General features: G+C 59.6%; 16 protein-coding genes. 6 read left to right on the top strand and 10 right to left on the bottom strand.

Translation table 11 applies throughout. From position 1 onward, the window contains the following. Positions 1-4: 4 nt before the first annotated feature. Both bamC and dapA read right to left on the bottom strand, forming a co-directional pair. A complete protein-coding gene (gene bamC, locus PG5_RS14135) occupies positions 5-1,120 on the bottom strand; it encodes an outer membrane protein assembly factor BamC (RefSeq protein WP_020797807.1) in 1,116 nt (371 codons plus the stop codon). A gap of 17 nt (positions 1,121-1,137) precedes the next feature. Continuing rightward, positions 1,138-2,016 (bottom strand): 4-hydroxy-tetrahydrodipicolinate synthase, encoded by an 879-nt coding sequence (gene dapA, locus PG5_RS14130; protein WP_020797806.1) that lies wholly within the window; start codon positions 2,014-2,016, stop codon positions 1,138-1,140. 330 nt (positions 2,017-2,346) lie between these two features. On the opposite strand from dapA, the gene PG5_RS14125 reads away from it, so the two are divergent. Together PG5_RS14125 and PG5_RS14120 are read left to right on the top strand one after the other, a co-directional pair. Continuing rightward, positions 2,347-2,907 carry a glycine cleavage system protein R gene (locus tag PG5_RS14125; protein ID WP_020797805.1) on the top strand — a complete coding sequence of 187 codons (561 nt, stop codon included), beginning with the start codon at positions 2,347-2,349 and terminating at the stop codon, positions 2,905-2,907. Positions 2,908-2,916: 9 nt separating this feature from the next. Continuing rightward, positions 2,917-3,390 carry a peroxiredoxin gene (locus tag PG5_RS14120; RefSeq protein ID WP_008055978.1) on the top strand — a complete coding sequence of 158 codons (474 nt, stop codon included), beginning with the start codon at positions 2,917-2,919 and terminating at the stop codon, positions 3,388-3,390. A gap of 125 nt (positions 3,391-3,515) precedes the next feature. Here the strand turns inward: PG5_RS14120 and PG5_RS14115 are convergent, their stop codons facing one another. Next, entirely contained in the window at positions 3,516-4,586 is a 1,071-nt protein-coding gene (locus PG5_RS14115; protein ID WP_020797804.1) for an AI-2E family transporter, read from the bottom strand. A 31-nt stretch (positions 4,587-4,617) separates the two neighbouring features. Then, a complete protein-coding gene (locus PG5_RS14110) occupies positions 4,618-4,857 on the bottom strand; it encodes a sulfurtransferase TusA family protein (protein ID WP_020797803.1) in 240 nt (79 codons plus the stop codon). A 98-nt stretch (positions 4,858-4,955) separates the two neighbouring features. Between PG5_RS14110 and PG5_RS14105 the strand changes: the two genes are divergently transcribed. Further along, a complete protein-coding gene (locus PG5_RS14105) occupies positions 4,956-6,389 on the top strand; it encodes a M48 family metalloprotease (protein ID WP_020797802.1) in 1,434 nt (477 codons plus the stop codon). A gap of 194 nt (positions 6,390-6,583) precedes the next feature. On the opposite strand, the gene PG5_RS14100 is transcribed toward PG5_RS14105, so the two are convergent. The 4 genes from PG5_RS14100 to rpoE form a co-directional block, all read right to left on the bottom strand. Continuing rightward, positions 6,584-8,011, bottom strand: a complete 1,428-nt coding sequence (locus tag PG5_RS14100; RefSeq protein ID WP_020797801.1) for a DegQ family serine endoprotease — start codon at positions 8,009-8,011, stop codon at positions 6,584-6,586. Positions 8,012-8,189: 178 nt separating this feature from the next. Next, positions 8,190-9,149 (bottom strand): MucB/RseB C-terminal domain-containing protein, encoded by a 960-nt coding sequence (locus PG5_RS14095; RefSeq protein WP_020797800.1) that lies wholly within the window; start codon positions 9,147-9,149, stop codon positions 8,190-8,192. Positions 9,150-9,157: 8 nt separating this feature from the next. After that, positions 9,158-9,745: a sigma-E factor negative regulatory protein gene (locus tag PG5_RS14090; protein ID WP_020797799.1), complete on the bottom strand. Its 588-nt coding sequence runs from the start codon at positions 9,743-9,745 to the stop codon at positions 9,158-9,160. Positions 9,746-9,776: 31 nt separating this feature from the next. Further along, a complete protein-coding gene (rpoE, locus tag PG5_RS14085) occupies positions 9,777-10,358 on the bottom strand; it encodes an RNA polymerase sigma factor RpoE (RefSeq protein WP_003172477.1) in 582 nt (193 codons plus the stop codon). A 556-nt stretch (positions 10,359-10,914) separates the two neighbouring features. On the opposite strand from rpoE, the gene nadB reads away from it, so the two are divergent. Continuing rightward, complete coding sequence (gene nadB / locus PG5_RS14080; RefSeq protein WP_020797798.1) at positions 10,915-12,531, top strand: L-aspartate oxidase; 1,617 nt, start codon at positions 10,915-10,917, stop codon at positions 12,529-12,531. On the opposite strand, the gene PG5_RS14075 is transcribed toward nadB, so the two are convergent. Continuing rightward, positions 12,500-12,952 (bottom strand): protein YgfX, encoded by a 453-nt coding sequence (locus tag PG5_RS14075; RefSeq protein ID WP_042955419.1) that lies wholly within the window; start codon positions 12,950-12,952, stop codon positions 12,500-12,502. The genes nadB and PG5_RS14075 overlap by 32 nt on opposite strands. Further along, positions 12,936-13,190, bottom strand: a complete 255-nt coding sequence (locus tag PG5_RS14070; protein WP_020797795.1) for a succinate dehydrogenase assembly factor 2 — start codon at positions 13,188-13,190, stop codon at positions 12,936-12,938. The genes PG5_RS14075 and PG5_RS14070 overlap by 17 nt, the downstream gene beginning before the upstream one ends. A gap of 149 nt (positions 13,191-13,339) precedes the next feature. Between PG5_RS14070 and PG5_RS14065 the strand changes: the two genes are divergently transcribed. Next, positions 13,340-14,281 (top strand): folate-binding protein YgfZ, encoded by a 942-nt coding sequence (locus PG5_RS14065; protein ID WP_020797794.1) that lies wholly within the window; start codon positions 13,340-13,342, stop codon positions 14,279-14,281. 35 nt (positions 14,282-14,316) lie between these two features. Then, positions 14,317-15,138, top strand: a complete 822-nt coding sequence (locus tag PG5_RS14060; protein WP_020797793.1) for an HDOD domain-containing protein — start codon at positions 14,317-14,319, stop codon at positions 15,136-15,138. The last annotated feature ends 72 nt before the right edge of the window (positions 15,139-15,210 follow it).

Raw genomic sequence — 15,210 nt, 5'->3', positions numbered from 1 at the left:
GTGATCAGCCCAGGTTGTCCTGAATGACGCTCAACACTTTGCGCGCCACGTCAGCCGGCGCCACGGTATTGATGTTTTTCTCGACGGTGACCTGGACGCTGTCGCCCACCTTGCTCAGGCGAACCTGGTAGCGCTCGGCACGGGACTCGACTTCTTCCTTGCTCGGCGCACTGCCGAACAGGCCGCTGAAGAACCCGGGCTTGTCGTCCTTCTTCTCGGCTTTTTCAGCGAGGTTGATGTAGTACAGGCCCAGGCTGCGGTTGATGTCTTCAACGCGCCACTCGCCCTGCTCCAGCGCACGACCGACGCTCGACCAGGCACGATCCAGGTCGGTACCGACGTTCAGCACCGGGTTGCCGCTGCCGTCTTCGCTGAGGCTGACGCGACTTGGCGCGTCGGAATCGCGAGAGGCCAGCATGGAGACCGAACCACCCTTCTCGGAAATGCGGCTCATGCTTGCCAGCATGTCGTCGACCAGTGCCGCGTCAAGGCCGGTGTTGACCGAACGGTTGGTGAAGGCGACATCGGCAGTGCTGCCGGCAGGACGCTCGGCGCTGACCACGTAGATTTCACTGGTATTGCGCTGTACGCCCGGCTCGATGCGCACCCGTACGCGGGTTTCGCTGTCGGTGCCGACACCGGCCGCGCTCAGGCGCTTGGCCATGGCAGCCGACAGTTCGTCGGAACGCTGCCAGGTCGTGGTGAATTCACCGGTTTGCGGGCGCTGTTCGTCCAGGCGGAAACCGTTGTCCTGGAAGAACTGTACGGCCACGGGCCAGGCTTCCGCCGGCGGGTTCTGCGCCAGGATCGAGCGCGAATCGCCGCTCTTTTGCAGGGAGTAGGCACTGGCGTCGGCCGCGGCCGACAACGGCTGCGGACGAGGCACGATGTATTCGCCCTTGGCGGTGTCATCGGCGACGTTGCGCGGAATCGGCAGCAGCGGATCCAGACGCTTGGCGGTGGTGACATCCGGCGGCAATTGCATGGGTGCAGTCTGTTGCGCTTCCAGGTAATCGCTACCACGGTCACGGAAATAACCTTCCGGGCCCCAGACCCATCCACAGCCACTGGTGCTGGAGATGATCAGGGCAAGTGCGGAAAGTCCGGCCATTCGCTTCATGCGTTGTACTTCCTCAATTAAACCAGGACGCCGGACTGGCGCATGGCCTGCCGCAGCGGTTCGTGACATTCAGCGCTGAGCCAGGTGAGCGGCAGACGGATTCCGTCCGGCATCAGGCCCATCTCATGCAGCGCCCATTTCACGGGAATTGGATTGGACTCGATAAACAGGGTTTTATTGAGTGGCATCAGCTTTTGGTGAATGGCGCGCGCCTTCTCGGCTTCGCCGTTCAGCGCGGCGATGCACATGTCGGCCATGTCACGCGGGGCGACGTTGGCCGTCACCGAAATGTTGCCCTTGCCGCCCAGCAGGATCAGCTCGACCGCGGTGGCATCGTCACCGGAGAGCACCAGGAAGTTGCTGTCGACGCCATCGATGATGGCCTTGGCGCGCTGCAGGTCGCCGGTGGCTTCCTTGATACCGATGATGTTCTTGACGCTCGACAGGCGAATCACGGTCTCGGCCAGCATGTCGCAGGCGGTGCGGCCTGGCACGTTATAGAGGATCTGCGGGATGTCGACGGCTTCGGCGATCGCCTTGAAGTGCTGGTACAGGCCTTCCTGGGTCGGCTTGTTGTAGTAAGGCGTGACCAGCAGGCAGGCATCGGCGCCCGCGGTCTTTGCATTGGTGGTCAACTCGATCGCCTCGCGGGTCGAGTTGGCGCCGGTGCCGGCGATGACCGGAATGCGACCGTTGACCTGCTTGACTACGCGACGGATCACTTCGATGTGTTCGCTCACATCAAGGGTGGCCGATTCACCTGTGGTGCCGACCGCCACGATGGCGTGGGTGCCGTTTTGCAGGTGAAAGTCCACCAGTTTGCTCAAGCTGTCCCAGTCGAGACGACCTTGTGCATCCATGGGTGTGACCAGTGCCACCATACTGCCCGCAATCATGCAACCGCTCCTGCCGGAAAAAGAGAGCCGTAATGGTACTGGCGCCAAGATGCTTGCACAAGCGAAGTACTGCGCTGCCGCCATTCCCCTTGGCGCTGCTTTTCGCTACCCTTCAGACTTTGATCGATACTGCTAAGCTCGTATTTCGGGTTCGCGCCTCCATTTTCGACATCTCAAGCCCCCGATCCAGCGTTGCCACCCCCGCTCCTGCCACTCTGGAGCCACGTTGTGACCTTGTGCCCGGGGCTTTGATGATTCGCATGCGCAGGCTCGCTCCCGGCAAAACCAGCCGATAGAAGTACCGACCGCTCATCGCTTTAGGAATGCTGCATGTCCACCCCCACAGTTCGCGAACAATTCCTTGTCATCAGTGCCCTCGGCGCCAACCCCATGGAGCTGACTAACGTCCTGTGCCGCGCCAGCCATGAAAATCGCTGCGCCGTGGTCACCTCCCGCCTGACGCGTCATGGCGAGTGCAGTGCGCTGGTCCTCGAAATCTCCGGCACCTGGGACGCCCTGGCTCGCCTGGAGGGCAGCCTGCCGACCTTGGCAAAACGGCACGCCTTTACCGTCAACGTGGTGCGCAGCGCTGCCCTGGAGAACCGTCCCCAGGCCCTGCCCTACGTGGCGTATGTCAGCTCTGCCTACCGCTCGGACATCATCAACGAGCTGTGCCAGTTCTTCATGGACCACAACGTCGAACTGGAAAACCTGACCTGTGACACCTACCAGGCACCCCAGACCGGCGGCACCATGCTCAATGCCACGTTTACCGTGACCTTGCCGGCCGGCGTGCAAATCAGCTGGTTGCGCGACCAGTTCCTGGACTTTGCCGACGCGCTGAACCTCGATGCCCTGATCGAACCGTGGCGCCCACAGAACCCAATGTAAGGAAACATCATGGCCGTTGCACTCGACCAACCGGTTGCCGATTTCGAAGCACCCGCCACCAGCGGGCAAACCGTTCGTCTCGCAGATCTAAAGGGCAAGCAGGTAGTGATCTACTTCTACCCCAAGGACAGCACACCGGGCTGCACCACCCAAGGCCAGGGCTTTCGCGACCAGCTGGACGCCTTCAAGGCCGCCAACACCGAGGTGTTCGGCGTGTCCCGCGATAGCCTCAAGTCCCACGAGAACTTCAAGGCCAAGCAGGCATTCACTTTCGAACTGATCAGCGACAAGGAAGAAGCGCTGTGCCAGCTGTTTGATGTGATCAAGCTGAAAAAGCTTTATGGCAAGGAATACATGGGCGTGGATCGCAGCACGTTCCTGATCGACAAAGATGGTGTGTTGCGCCAGGAATGGCGTGGCGTGAAGGTACCGGGGCATGTGGATGCGGTTCTCGCGGCGGCCCAGGCATTGAACAAGGCCTGATTTCTTCGATGCCTGTCTTGACGCTTTCGCGAGCAGGCTCGCTCCCACAGTTAAGCGGATCAACTGTGGGACCGAGCCTGCTCGGGAAGAGGCCATCAGCCCCACGAAATGATCGGGGATGATCGTTAAAGCAGCGGCGCCACGATCGGCTCCTTGCGCGGCCACGCATCCAATACGGCCTTGAACAGCGTCGCCAGGGGAATCGCGAAGAACACGCCCCAGAACCCCCACAGCCCGCCAAACAACAACACCGCGCAGATGATCGCCACTGGATGCAGGTTTACCGCTTCCGAGAACAACAGTGGCACCAGCACGTTGCCGTCCAGCGTCTGGATAATCCCGTAGACCGCCATCAAATAGATGAACTGATCGCTCCAGCCCCACTGGAACAGCGCAATCAGGAACACCGGCACGGTCACCACCACCGCCCCGACGTAGGGCACGACCACCGAGATGCCCACCAACAAGGCCAGCAGGGCCGCGTAGTTGAGTTCGAGGACGACAAAGGCGATGTAGGTCACCCCGCCGCAAATGAAAATCTCGATGACCTTGCCACGAATGTAGTTGGCGATCTGCCGGTTCATCTCGCGGCCGACGCGGGTGATCAGCGCGCGCTCACGGGGCAGGTAGCCGCGCACCCACTGGCCGATCATTTGCCGGTCCTTGAGAAAGAAGAACACCAGGATCGGCACCAGCACCAGGTAGATCATGATGTTGACCAGCAACGGCAGGCTCGACAGCGAAAACGTCAGCGCCCATTGGCCAAACTTGCCGATCTCGCCCCGCGCCGCTTCAATGGCCCGTAGCACCTGCTCATCGGACACCAGATGCGGATAGCGCTCAGGTAGTAGCAGCAACAGGGTTTGCCACTTGGCGAGCATGCCGGGCAATTCGTTGAACAACGTGATCAGTTGATGCCAGAGCAACGGCACCACGACCACGAGGAACACCAGCAGCAATCCCATGAACAGGGCGAAGACCAGCCCCACCGCGACCCCGCCCGGCACGCGCACTCGTTCCAGGCTCACCACCAGGCCCTGCATCAGGTAAGCCAGCACCATCCCCGCCAGCACTGGCGCCAGCATGCCGCCCAGGGTCAGCACGGCGGTAAATGCCAGGAACAACAGGACTGCCAGAACCACGGCTTCTTCGTCTGAGAAATAGCGCTGAATCCAGTCGCGCAACACTTTGAACATCAATAATCCTTAAGATCGAACGCAGCAGGTTTCAGGCTTTTTTCAACCAGTAACGGTAAATGCCCGCTTCATCTTCTTCACGAAGCAGCGTATGACCTGCCAATCGGGCAAAGGTGCGGAAATCACGCTGCGAGCCTGCATCGGTGGCAATGACCTTGAGCACCGCGCCACTGGCCATCCGGTTGAGCTCCATCTTGGCCTTGAGCAACGGCAGCGGGCAATTGAGGCCACTGGCGTCGAGTTCAACGTCATGGGCTACAGCGTCGATCATTGCATCACTCCGGTTCAGGTGGTTGAGCTGCCTAGAATATCTGGTCGCAAGGCTGGTGTCCGGCTACAGTAAGCTCTTTGTCGACTAAGGCCTTGTGCATGACTTTTTTGCGCCCCACCCTGCTGACGCTCGCTTGCCTGCTCGCCTCACCGGGCTTCGCCGACGACCTGCCGTCACTCGGTGACGCCAGTTCTGCCATCGTCTCGCCGCAACAGGAGTATCAGTTGGGCCGCGCCTGGCTTGCCCTGTTGCGCAGCCAGGTAGCACAGCTCAACGACCCGCAGCTCAAGGATTACGTTGAATCCAGCGTCTACCGCCTGGTGGAGACCAGCCAGGTCAATGACCGGCGCCTGGAGTTCATCCTGATCAACAGCCCACAGCTCAACGCGTTCGCGGCCCCAGGCGGGATCGTCGGGGTCAACGGCGGCCTGTTCCTCAATGCGCAGACCGAAGGCGAATATGCCTCGGTACTGGCTCACGAATTGGCTCACTTGTCGCAGCGCCACTTTGCCCGCGGTGTCGAGGCCCAGCAGCGCATGCAGGTACCGATGATGGCCGCGTTGCTGGCCGGCATCGTGATTGCCGCGGCCGGCGCCGGCGATGCCGGTATTGCGGCGATTGCAGGCACGCAGGCGGCGGCCATCCAGGAACAGCGGCGATTCTCTCGCCAGAACGAACAGGAAGCCGACCGCATCGGCATCCTCAACCTGGAAAAGGCCGGCTACGACCCCCGCTCCATGCCAACCATGTTCGAACGCCTGGGGCGCCAATACCGCTTCGACGCCAAGCCACCGGAATTTTTGCTGACTCACCCGGTGACCGAATCGCGAATCGCCGACACCCGTAACCGTGCCGAGCAGGCCCCCCAGGGCGGCATCGAAGACACCCTGCGTTATCAGTTGATTCGTACGCGGGTTCAGTTGATCTACGAAGAAACCCCAGGCCTGGGCGCCAAGCGTTTCCGCGCCCTGCTGGAGGAAAATCCGAAAAACGATGCGGCGCGCTACGGTCTTGCGATTGCGCAGATCAAAGGCGGTCAACTGAACGAAGCACGGGAAAACCTCAAACCGCTGCTGGCCAAGGCGCCGAACGAGATTATCTACAACCTCGCCCAGGTCGATTTGGACATCACCAACAATCGCCTGCCGGATGCACAGTCCAGGGTTGACCGGATGCTGACGCAATACCCCGGCAATTATCCACTGAACCAGGTACGCGTTGACCTGCTGCTGAAACAGAACCGCGCCGCCGATGCCGAGAAAGCACTCGAAGGCCTGCTCAAGTCGCGCCCGGACGATCCGGACGTGTGGTATCAGGTTGCCGAAACCCGCGGACTGTCAGGCAACATCATCGGCCTGCACCAGGCGCGAGCCGAGTATTTTGCGCTGGTGGGCGACTATCGCCAGGCCATCCAGCAACTCGATTTTGCCAAGCGCAAGGCCGGCAACAATTTCCCGCTGGCCTCGCGAATCGATGCCCGCCAGCGAGAGCTGATGGAGCAGGAACGCATGATCAAGGACATGATGGGCTGACGCTTCAACAAAACCCGGATAACACACAACCTGTAGGAGCTGCCGCAGGCTGCGATCTTTTGATTTTAATAAAGCAAGATCAAGAGATCGCAGCCTGCGGCAGCTCCTACAGGGAATGGCGTGAGACAGGTGAAAGCCCCCCCCAAAAAAAACCGCCTCTTTCGAGGCGGTTTTTCATTTAGCGAACCAGCTGTTTATTCAGCCAGCTTGAAGGTGATGAAGCTCGCACGGTTCTGGCGCAGCACGCGCATTGACACCGAGCGGTTCTTCGGCAACGCCTTGGCGATGTCCGTGAACTCCTTGGCCGAACCGATCGCCTGATTGTTCAGGTGAGTGATGATATCGCCTGGCTGCAGGCCGATCATCGATGCCGGGCCGTCCTGGACTTCCTTGATCACCACACCGCCCTTGAGGTCGTAGGTTTTCTTCTGTTCGTCCGTCAGCTCCGCCACGGAGACGCCCAGGCGGTTGCTGCTGCGCTCGATGCTCGACAGCGGCAGGTCGTCCAGCTCCTTACCTTCTTCCGGGATAGCGCCAACCGTCAGCTCGACATTCTTGCGCTTGCCTTCGCGAATCACTTCCAGATTAGCCTTGGAACCCGCCTTCAAGGCGCCAACCAGGTGCGGCAGATCGGCGGACATGATGATCGGCTGGCCATTCATGCTCAGGATCACATCGCCGACTTGCAGTCCACCCTTGGCAGCCGGGCCGTCATCCTGGATCTGCGCAACGAGCGCACCGGCCGGCTTGTCCAGGCCGAACGATTCGGCCAGGTCCTTGCTCACTTCCTGGATCACCACACCCAACCATCCACGACTGACCTTGCCACCGCTTTTGAGCTGGTTGGAAACGTCCATCGCCACGTCGATAGGGATCGCGAACGATACGCCCATGAAGCCGCCGGAACGGGTATAGATCTGAGAGTTGATGCCGACCACCTCACCGTTGAGGTTGAACAACGGCCCACCCGAGTTACCCGGGTTGATCGCCACGTCGGTCTGGATGAACGGCACATAGTTTTCATTCGGCAGACTGCGGCCGACGGCACTGACGATGCCCTGGGTCACGGTGTGGTCGAAACCGAATGGCGAGCCGATGGCTACAACCCATTGCCCGGCTTTCAGATCCTGGGATTTGCCCAGCTTCAGGACCGGAAGATCCTTGCCTTCGACTTTTAGCAACGCCACATCGGATCGAGGATCGGTGCCGATGAGCTTGGCCTTCATTTCACTGCGGTCGGACAGACGCACGAGGATTTCGTCGGCATCGGCGATCACATGGTTATTGGTCAAGATGTAGCCGTCAGGCGAAATGATGAAACCTGAACCCAACGATTGCGCTTCGCGCTGACGATCGCCACGGGGGTACCGAGGCTGCGGCGGCATGCCACGCTCGAAAAACTCGCGCAGCATCGGCGGCAAGCCTTCGAGGTCAGGCATCTGCTGGTTCACTTTGCGGTCAGGCAGCTTTTGCGTGGTACTGATATTCACCACCGCAGGCGAAGCCTGTTCGACCAGTTGCGTGAAGTCAGGCAATTCGACCGCTTGAACGGCGACCGCCTGACCGAGCACCAGCACGGTGGCAAAAATGGAGAGGTAAGACTTCAAGCGTGGTATCGACATACGGCTCCCGTTACGACGAGCATGGTTAAGCGATATGGAGCAAGGAACACCGAGAAAGATACGCCGGTATTTTTGTTCCGGGAACAACAAACAAGGCCAGAGCCGAGGGGCTCTGACCTATAAAAAATATTGGAGGGATTTGCAAATTGAAATGCTCACGAAACATTTCGATTTCACGTCACTGCTGGGTTGCAGTAGCGTCGGTGCGCATGGATAACGCAATCCGTTCTGCAGTGCCTATGGGGATCTCGCCCACCACTGTCACAACCATCTCGCCTTGAGGCGTACTCAAACGCCGGGAAACGGCAACGGTTGGCCCCAGTTGAGTGCGTGTATCGGCAGCCCCGGACCCACTCAAAGGCTCAAGGAACACTGAAAACCGCGCCAGACCATCGTCATACATCAAGCTGCTGACCTGAGCCTTGGTCTCGGGATCCTTGCGGACCGTACTGCTGGTCAGCTCAAAACCAGGCGGCAACCAGTCCGAATGCCAGACCCGTGCCTCCTTGACCGCCGAAGCCTTGTCGCTAACGAGCTTCACCGCCTTGCAATCCGCGCCTGGCTGCAGGTCACTGTCGGTCGGGACCGCGACGGGATCGAGTCGAGTAAACTGGAAGCGCTCCAGCAGCCGTCCCTTGTCATCGAGCAACAATGACTTGAGAGGCAGGCCGGTTTGTTGATCAAGATGCAGTTCAAAACCGTAGCGGTGCTGGTCACGCGGCGTCAGCGAAACAATCACTGCCGGGCGACCGGCCACGCGCGACTTGCCGATGACAGCAAGGTCATACCAATTCTTGAGCTTCTGTGGATCGAGTGCACGAGCAGCGGAGCTGGAAGTATCTCCCAGCCCTGCCATCAGGTTGCCGCTGACGCATTGAGTCTTTCCATCAACGCGCACGACTTCCTGGGCGGACCCGTCGAGCTGGACCAAACGCTCGCGGACCTGGCCATCCTGGACACGGTGCCAGATATTGTGGGTAGAGAAACTACCGTTACGCTCGTAGACGAAAGTACCTTGAAAGCTTTGCTTCTGCTCGGCCTGGCCCAGACGGGTCAACCAGTCTTGAGCCTGATCGGCGTGGGCTGGAACAACGAACCAGCCACTGAGCAATAGCGTAAGTAGAGGTATGGCGCGCATGATCCTCCTTATCGGTTTTCCAGGCTTGCTGCACGAGCGTAAGGCAGAGCGCTCTCAGTACCTTTCAGTGCAGCCTGTTGAGCATGTTGGCGCAAGTAGCCTGGCAGACGCTGATCGTTCAAGCCTGGTTGACCTTGCAATACGCCATTGGCCATGGGGCCAGTGGCTTCCGAATTCTCATTGTAGCCTGCCAGAACAGCCGGGCCCTTGACTTGTGGAACAGCCAGGCCAGGTTGAGTGGATTGCTGCGCCAGTTCAACGCCAGCGATCTCGTCCTGATTGTACAGACGAACACCTGCCAGTACCGCCAGTGTCACCGAAGCGGCAACGGCCAGGCGACCCAGGCTGCGCCATGGACCACGAGTGGCTTTTGCCGGTACGGCTTCATCAGCCAATGCAGCAGAAACAGCCGCGGCAATATCCAGGCGTGGCAGCAGGAGTTCCTTGTGCATCACCGCCCGAGCGATCTGATAACGAGCCCAGGTTTCACGGGTTTCAACATCGTCGCAGGCATTCAATACCCGACGCAATTCCAATTCGTCCGCTTCGTTATCCATCACTGCGGACAGCGATTCCTGCAGGGCTTCACGACTCATGGCGTTCCTCTCTTGGCTGTCGCCGCTGTCTTTAGTTTTCCTGCAACAACGGCTGCAGGGCTTTATCGATGGCCTCCCGGGCGCGGAAAATCCGGGAGCGCACGGTACCCACCGGACACTGCATGACACTCGCAATGTCCTCGTAACTCAGACCATCGAATTCGCGTAAAGTTAACGCCGTACGCAAATCTTCTGGCAGTTGCTGAATGGTTCGATGGACAGTGCCTTCGATCTCATCCCGCAGCAAAGCCCGTTCTGGCGACTCGAGATCCTTCAGGCCATGATCGCCATCGTAGAACTCTGCATCCTCGGAACTGACATCGCTATCCGGCGGCCGACGGCCGCGTGAAACCAGATAGTTCTTCGCCGTGTTGATGGCGATGCGGTAAAGCCACGTATAAAACGCGCTGTCTCCGCGAAAATTACCAAGTGCGCGATAGGCCTTGATAAAGGCTTCCTGCGCTACATCCTGGGCTTCATGGGTGTCGTGCACGAAACGCACGATCAACCCGAGAATTTTGTGCTGGTATTTCAGCACTAGCAGATCGAATGCGCGCTTGTCGCCGCGTTGAACGCGTTCGACCAGCTGCTGATCCTCTTCCTGGGTTAGCATGAACACTCCTCGATAAGCTCGGAGGAGGCTTGCATTACTAAACGACCGGGCTTGCAAACATAGACTCGGGCTTTTCGCAAAAGTTCTCCCCCTCCAGGCAAGTTTCCTGCGGGCTCTGATTCGGCACGCACGAAAAGCGCAGCGCGAGATTCCCCGGCTGCGCGAATAATCTTGTCATCGGCTTGACCGGCAAGGACCCAACCGCGATCCAGCGATGAAACCGACACTGTCCCTTGATTCAGGCAACCGACTATTGATCTTGGGCCTTTGGCAAAAGTTCAAATATTTATAGCTTGGCAGAACCGACATTGTGCAACCCTGGAGCGAAAAAGAGTGTTAAATCCACGATACAGTTCGCTTGTAGCCGAACCGGTGGAAAAAACATCCGACGAAGCGTCACCAGTTTACCGTCACAGTAGTTTCACAATGCCATATCGGCTCGGCTATTGTGCCGCTCCCCCCCTCTATATACTAGTGGGCTGTGCGGCTGCCGGGCATGCCTGTCTAGATGTCTGGCGCCTACCCCGACCCGGGTCGCTTTGAGCGGAATCCTGAAATGAGCCAACAGTTTCAACACGATGTCCTGGTAATTGGCAGCGGTGCTGCCGGCTTGAGCCTTGCGCTGACCTTGCCGGGTCATTTGCGCATCGCCGTATTGAGCAAAGGCGACCTCGCCAATGGCTCGACGTTCTGGGCCCAGGGAGGGGTCGCCGCCGTCCTGGATGACACCGACACCGTCGAATCCCACGTCGATGACACCCTTAACGCCGGCGGCGGGTTGTGTCATGAAGACGCCGTGCGCTTCACCGTCGAGCACAGCAGAGAGGCCATTCAATGGCTGATCGACCAGGGCGTACCGTTCACCCGCGACGAACAGTCCGGCACTGAAGACGGTGGATTCGAGTTCCACCTGACCCGTGAAGGCGGTCATAGCCATCGCCGCATCATCCATGCAGCCGACGCCACCGGCGCAGCGATTTTTCGAACGCTGCTCACCCAAGCCCAACAACGGCCCAACATCGAGTTGCTGGAGCAACGAGTCGCGGTCGACCTGATTACCGAAAAGCGCCTGGGCCTGGAAGGTGATCGTTGCCTGGGAGCCTACGTGCTCAATCGCGGCACGGGGGAAGTCGACACCTACGGCGCCCGCTTCGTGATCCTTGCCACCGGCGGCGCAGCCAAGGTCTACCTTTATACCAGCAACCCCGATGGTGCCTGCGGTGATGGCATCGCCATGGCCTGGCGTTCGGGCTGCCGGGTGGCGAACCTGGAATTCAACCAGTTCCACCCTACCTGCCTGTATCACCCGCAAGCCAAGAGTTTCCTGATCACCGAAGCCTTGCGCGGAGAAGGTGCACACCTGAAGCTGCCCAATGGCGAACGCTTCATGCAGCGCTTCGACCCCCGAGCCGAACTGGCGCCGCGGGACATCGTCGCCCGGGCCATCGACCATGAGATGAAGCGACTGGGTATCGACTGCGTGTACCTGGACATCAGCCACAAGTCCGAAGCGTTCATCAAGTCGCACTTCCCGACGATGTACGAACGCTGCCTCGAATTTTCCATCGACATCACCAAACAGCCGATTCCGGTGGTTCCGGCGGCGCACTATACCTGTGGTGGCGTCATGGTCGATCAACACGGCCGCACCGATGTGCCAGGGCTGTACGCGATTGGCGAAACCAGCTTCACCGGCCTGCACGGTGCCAACCGCATGGCCAGCAACTCCTTGCTGGAGTGCTTCGTCTACGCCCGCTCGGCAGCGACTGACATCCTGGAACAGTTGCCGCAGGTGTCGGCTCCCGCTGCCCTGCCGGTCTGGGACGCGAGCCAGGTGACCGATTCCGATGAAGACGTGATCATTGCGCACAACTGGGATGAGTTGCGGCGATTCATGTGGGACTACGTCGGCATCGTGCGCACCAACAAGCGCCTGCAACGGGCCCAGCACCGCGTGCGCTTGCTGCTTGACGAAATCGATGAGTTCTACAGCAACTACAAGGTCAGCCGGGACTTGATCGAGTTGCGCAACCTGGCCCAGGTGGCCGAGTTGATGATTCGCTCAGCGATGGAGCGCAAGGAGAGTCGCGGCCTGCATTACACCCTCGATTATCCGAAGATGCTGCCGGTTGCCCTGGACACTATCCTGGTGCCGTCCACCTACGCCGAGTGAACTTGAGCCGCACCCGCAGGCGTCGGTGCACATCCGCCGCCTGCGAATCCCGGGGCACGCAAACAGTCCTGGTGCGCCGCTCACCCCGCAGGCGAAAACGCAGCACCACCGCCAATGGCAATGCCAGGCTGTCCGGGCGCAATTGCACCGACTGCCATCCCCGCGCCTGATTCCATAACTGCCATCCATCGCCATCGCGCCGCAAACCGCAAAATGCTTGCGGGCGCGTCAACAGGATCTGACGCGGCAATACCCAAAAACCATGCAGCAGGCAGCAAAAAACGCCGGGCAGAGTGGCCCAGAGTGGCATGGCGAGAAGAAACAGCGAACCCAACGCGAACAGCTGGGCCACAAGATACGCCGCCAGCAACTGCCGCGAGGCGTGCCAGCGGCATTCGAACCCGTTACTTGGGCTGGACACGGTCCAGGATCATGCGAACCATGCGCTGAAGCTCCGGATCTTCCGATTCGGCGCGTTCCATGAACCAGCCAAACATGTCCTGATCTTCGCATTCGAGCAGCCTGACGTAGCAGGCGCGATCAACATCGTTGAGGTGCGGATAAACCTCTTTCACAAATGGCACCAGCAGCACGTCAAGCTCAAGCATGCCGCGGCGGCTGTGCCAGTAGAGGCGATTCAGTTCAACATCTTCGACCATGGAGCGCTCCTCAAATAGGCCGCAAGTATACAGCGCCGCGCCTCATCGAACAGTCGGCTTTGGTCGGGCACGGACGATCCTTTGTGAACTACCCATTTCAAGGGCAGCCCCTTATCATGTCCGCCAGACTCTTTACCCTGCGATGACCCATGGCCGATTCTGCTTTTTTCTGCACGCTGTCTCATGAAGGTGTCCTGGCGGTCCGCGGCGCGGACGCCGGCAAGTTCCTGCAAGGCCAACTGACCTGCAACCTCAATTACCTGAGCGACACCCGAGCCAGCCTTGGCGCGCGTTGCACGCAGAAAGGCCGGATGCAGTCGAGCTTCCGCATCCTGCTTGAAGGGGACGGCGTACTCCTGGCGATGGCCAGCGGATTACTCGAACCGCAATTGGCGGACCTGAAAAAATACGCGGTGTTTTCCAAGTCCAAGTTGACCGATGAAAGCGCTGCCTGGGTTCGCTTCGGCGTCGAGCTAGGCGATGAGGCCTTGAAAAGCCTCGGCCTTGAACTGCCGGAAGACACCGACAGCGTCGTGCGTAATGACCGCTTGATCGCCATTCGCGTCTCGCCCGAACGCGCCGAGCTGTGGGTGGCGGCCGATCAAGCCGATGACATCAAGGGCAAACTGTCCGCCCAACTTAGCGAAGGGGAGCTCAATCAATGGCTTCTGGGCCAGGTTCGGGCCGGGATCGGCCAAGTGATGCCAAGCACCCGTGAGCTGTTCATTCCGCAGATGCTCAATCTGCAAGCCGTCGGCGGCGTGAGTTTCAAGAAAGGCTGCTATACCGGCCAGGAAATCGTCGCGCGCATGCAATACCTGGGCAAACTCAAGCGCCGCCTGTATCGCCTGCAACTGGTTGCCGACGAACTACCGGAGCCCGGCACCCAACTGTTTGCCCCCAGTCACGGCAGCTCGATCGGTGAAGTGGTGCTGGCCGCCAATGCTGCCGGTCACATCGAACTGCTGGCCGTGTTGCAAGCGGAAGCAGCCGAAGGCGGCGACATTCATCTGGGCGCCCTCGACGGCCCGGCCCTGCACTTGCTCGACCTGCCGTACGAACTGGACCGCGATCGCGAAATCCAGCGTTAAGCGCAGTACTTTTTTGCAACACCTAGAGAAGCGTAATGAGTGAGCTGGCGGAAAAGGTCCAACAGGATTTGGTTGAGGCCATCGATAACGATGACCTGGTTCTGCCAACGTTACCGGAAGTGGCCATGCAGATTCGCAAGGCCGCCGAAGATCCGGAAATCAGTATCAGTAGCCTGAGCAAAGTGATTGGCCGCGATGCCGCGCTGTCGGCACGCCTGATCAAGGTGGTCAATAGCCCACTGCTGCGCGCGGCGCAGGAAGTCACCGATTTGCACACGGCGATTACGCGCCTGGGCATCAACTACAGCAGCAACCTGGCCATCGGCCTGGTCATGGAACAGATTTTCCATGCCCGCTCCGAGGTAGTGGAACAGAAAATGCGCGATGTCTGGCGCAAAAGCCTGGAAATCGCCGGCGTCAGCTACGCGCTGTGCCGCCACTACACCCAGCTCAAGCCCGACAAGGCGGCCCTTGGCGGGCTGGTGCACCAGATCGGTATCTTGCCGATCCTGACGTATGCCGAAGATCACTATGAACTGCTGTCCGATCCGGTCAGCCTCAATCATGTGATTGACCGCATACACCCATTGCTCGGCGACAAGCTGCTGCGCGTTTGGGAGTTTCCGGAACCACTGGTGCAGGTGCCGCAGCTTTACCTGGACTTCAAGCGACAGTCCGCGCAGATCGATTATGTCGACCTGGTTCAGGTGGCCAGCCTGTACTGCTTCAAAGACACCGAGCATCCGATCTCGCGAATCGACCCCTTCAGCGTACCGGCCTTCGTCAAGCTGGGGATCGATCCGGACGACAAGGCGATGTGCGCCGATCTGGAAGAAACGCGGTTGATGTTTTATTGATCGAACACCGCCCGCTCCTACAGGGTTCTCAAATAACCTTGTAGGAGCAAGCATGCTCCGGGCGGCGTTCCG

It is taken from the genome of Pseudomonas sp. G5(2012), assembly GCF_000408945.1.
Classification (GTDB): Bacteria; Pseudomonadota; Gammaproteobacteria; order Pseudomonadales; family Pseudomonadaceae; genus Aquipseudomonas; species Aquipseudomonas umsongensis.
Note: the sequence above shows the minus strand (reverse complement) of the source record. Positions and strands in the feature narration are given on the sequence as shown.

Excerpts from the sequence above, each read along its gene's own strand:
- bamC (WP_020797807.1), bottom strand. The coding sequence starts at position 1,120 with ATGAAGCGAATGGCCGGACTTTCCGCACTTGCCCTGATCATCTCCAGC.
- dapA (WP_020797806.1), bottom strand. The coding sequence starts at position 2,016 with ATGATTGCGGGCAGTATGGTGGCACTGGTCACACCCATGGATGCACAA.
- PG5_RS14125 (WP_020797805.1), top strand. The coding sequence starts at position 2,347 with ATGTCCACCCCCACAGTTCGCGAACAATTCCTTGTCATCAGTGCCCTC.
- PG5_RS14120 (WP_008055978.1), top strand. The coding sequence starts at position 2,917 with ATGGCCGTTGCACTCGACCAACCGGTTGCCGATTTCGAAGCACCCGCC.
- PG5_RS14115 (WP_020797804.1), bottom strand. The coding sequence starts at position 4,586 with ATGTTCAAAGTGTTGCGCGACTGGATTCAGCGCTATTTCTCAGACGAA.
- PG5_RS14110 (WP_020797803.1), bottom strand. The coding sequence starts at position 4,857 with ATGATCGACGCTGTAGCCCATGACGTTGAACTCGACGCCAGTGGCCTC.
- PG5_RS14105 (WP_020797802.1), top strand. The coding sequence starts at position 4,956 with ATGACTTTTTTGCGCCCCACCCTGCTGACGCTCGCTTGCCTGCTCGCC.
- PG5_RS14100 (WP_020797801.1), bottom strand. The coding sequence starts at position 8,011 with ATGTCGATACCACGCTTGAAGTCTTACCTCTCCATTTTTGCCACCGTG.
- PG5_RS14095 (WP_020797800.1), bottom strand. The coding sequence starts at position 9,149 with ATGCGCGCCATACCTCTACTTACGCTATTGCTCAGTGGCTGGTTCGTT.
- PG5_RS14090 (WP_020797799.1), bottom strand. The coding sequence starts at position 9,745 with ATGAGTCGTGAAGCCCTGCAGGAATCGCTGTCCGCAGTGATGGATAAC.
- rpoE (WP_003172477.1), bottom strand. The coding sequence starts at position 10,358 with ATGCTAACCCAGGAAGAGGATCAGCAGCTGGTCGAACGCGTTCAACGC.
- nadB (WP_020797798.1), top strand. The coding sequence starts at position 10,915 with ATGAGCCAACAGTTTCAACACGATGTCCTGGTAATTGGCAGCGGTGCT.
- PG5_RS14070 (WP_020797795.1), bottom strand. The coding sequence starts at position 13,190 with ATGGTCGAAGATGTTGAACTGAATCGCCTCTACTGGCACAGCCGCCGC.
- PG5_RS14065 (WP_020797794.1), top strand. The coding sequence starts at position 13,340 with ATGGCCGATTCTGCTTTTTTCTGCACGCTGTCTCATGAAGGTGTCCTG.
- PG5_RS14060 (WP_020797793.1), top strand. The coding sequence starts at position 14,317 with ATGAGTGAGCTGGCGGAAAAGGTCCAACAGGATTTGGTTGAGGCCATC.